This is a genomic window from Nocardia amamiensis, assembly GCF_015477605.1.
GTDB classification, from domain to species: Bacteria; Actinomycetota; Actinomycetes; order Mycobacteriales; family Mycobacteriaceae; genus Nocardia; species Nocardia amamiensis_A.
Map to the genome: position 1 here is coordinate 1 of NZ_JADLQX010000148.1, position 1,428 is coordinate 1,428.

Here is a 1,428-nt window from a genome sequence, read left to right on the forward strand (position 1 = left end):
CACCTTCGATCCGGAGGTGTGGAATGGGACGGCCGAGGGGCTGGGCGACAGCGGTAACGGGTAGGCCGGCGATGCGGTCGCCGGGACGGCCACCGGTGGCGCGGCGTGAACACCGGCAGCGGTTCTGGGAGGCGATCGCCCGTGGCGCCACGAGTGAGATGGCGGGTGTCGAGGCTGGCGTGTCACCGGCGGTGGGTAGTCGCTGGTTCCGCGAAGCTGGCGGAGTGTCGTTGTTGCCCTTCACGATTCACTCTGGTCGCTATCTGTCGTTCGCCGAGCGGGAGGAGATCGCGATCTGTCATGCTCATGGTTTCGGGGTCCGTGAGATCGCCCGGCATTTGGGCCGCTCGCCGTCGACTGTCTCGCGGGAGTTGCGCCGCAACGCGGCAACCCGAGGCGGGACACTGGTGTATCGGGCCACCACTGCGCAGTGGCATCGCGATCGCCGGGCGGCCCGCCCGAAGGTGGCCAAGCTGGCGGTGAACGCCCGGCTGTGGCAGTACGTGGCCGACCGGCTGTCCGGAGTGATCCACACCCCGGATGGGAAACCGGTTCCCGGACCGCAGACGCGCTGGATCGGCCGCAACAAGGCCCGCCGGGCGGACCGGCGCTGGTCGCACGCCTGGAGTCCGGAACAGATATCGAACCGGCTGCGCCTGGACTTCCCGGATGATCAGTCCATGCGCATCTCGCACGAGGCGATCTACCAGGCCCTCTACATCCAGGGCCGGGGCGCGCTGCAGCGGGAGCTGGTCGCCTGCCTGCGCACCGGGCGGGCGCTGCGAGTGCCGCGGGCACGCACCAGGCGGCGCCGCGCCGGGTTCGTCACCCCGGAGGTGATGATCAGCGCCCGCCCCGCCGAGGCCGACGACCGTGCCGTCCCCGGGCATTGGGAGGGAGATTTGATCATCGGGCTGAACCGGTCGGCGATCGGCACCCTGGTCGAACGAACCACCCGCTTCACCATGCTGCTGCACCTGCCCCCGATGCCCGACTATGGCACACAGCCGCGCGTCAAGAACGGTCCGGCGCTGGCCGGGCACGGCGCCGAAGCCGTCCGCGACGCCATCGCCACGACCATCACCACGCTGCCCGAACAGCTACGCCGCACGCTCACCTGGGACCGCGGCAAGGAACTGGCCCAGCACGCGGAACTGACGATCGACACCGGCCTCGAAGTCTACTTCGCCGACCCCTATAGCCCCTGGCAACGGGGCACCAACGAAAACACCAATGGCCTTCTACGCCAATACTTTCCGAAAGGAACCGACCTGCACCGCTACAGCAGGGACGAACTCGACGCCGTCGCCGCCGCGCTCAACAGCCGTCCCCGCAAAACACTCGGCTGGAGGACGCCGGTCGAAGCACTCAACGAGCTGCTACTGTCGGCCCAACAAAGCGGTGTTGCGACGACCGATTGAGCCCGGG

General features: G+C 68.8%; 1 protein-coding gene. It reads left to right on the plus strand.

The genetic code is table 11. From position 1 onward, the window contains the following. The first annotated feature begins 23 nt into the window (after window positions 1-23). On the plus strand, window positions 24-1,421 hold the full coding sequence (locus tag IU459_RS37155; protein ID WP_195134253.1) for an IS30 family transposase: 1,398 nt from the start codon (window positions 24-26) through the stop codon (window positions 1,419-1,421). Window positions 1,422-1,428: the final 7 nt, after the last annotated feature.